The sequence below is a fragment of the Pseudoalteromonas agarivorans genome (assembly GCF_024518735.1).
Taxonomy (GTDB): domain Bacteria; phylum Pseudomonadota; class Gammaproteobacteria; order Enterobacterales; family Alteromonadaceae; genus Pseudoalteromonas; species Pseudoalteromonas atlantica.
Map to the genome: position 1 here is coordinate 1 of NZ_JANIGJ010000027.1, position 716 is coordinate 716.

At 52.4% G+C, this 716-nt stretch carries 1 protein-coding gene; it reads left to right on the forward strand.

The window, feature by feature from the left end; all coding sequences use genetic code 11:
* The coding region (locus tag NQT65_RS20175) for an Ig-like domain-containing protein (RefSeq protein WP_256851923.1) at window positions 1-716 on the forward strand (716 nt) is incomplete at both ends.

Below are 716 nucleotides of genomic sequence, written 5' to 3' on the forward strand. Positions count from 1 at the left end.
ATTAGCATTAATACCTTGGTTGATACCAACGACACCACACCAACCATTAATGGGACAAGCGATGCAGCCGATGGCACCACCATTAGCTTAACGTTTGAAGACAGTGCAGGTAATATTACGACTGTTGATACCACCGTAACCGGTGGCGTGTGGAGCGTTGCTGCGCCGAGTGAATTAGCACAAGGCGAATACACAGTGACCGCAGAAGTAGACGATGGTCTGGGTAATATCGGCAGCGCGAGCGAAACCGGTGAGATTGATTTAACCCCACCGAGCCTTGTTATTACAGATAACGGCGTTAGCAACGACACAACACCGACGATCTCCGGCACAAGTGATGCGCCACAAGGCAGTGAAGTGACAATTATTGTGACAGACAATGCCGGTGGACAGCAAACCATTACCGCCACAGTGGGCGCAAGTGGTACATGGTCAGTGCCGGTTACAACAGCCCTTGCTGAGGGCAACTTTACCGTAAGTGCAAGCGTAAGCGATGCAGCGGGTAACACAGCGACCGCCACAGGCGCAGGGGAGGTTGATACCATTGCGCCAACGCTTGATTTAACCAGCCCAGGTTCAAGTAACGATGTCACACCGACCCTAAGCGGCACCAGTGATGCGGTTGAAGGCACCGTGATCACCTTTACGGTTATCGATGATTTAGGGGCCGAGCAAACCTTTACCACCACCGTGGATGCGAGCGGCAATTTCTCAGT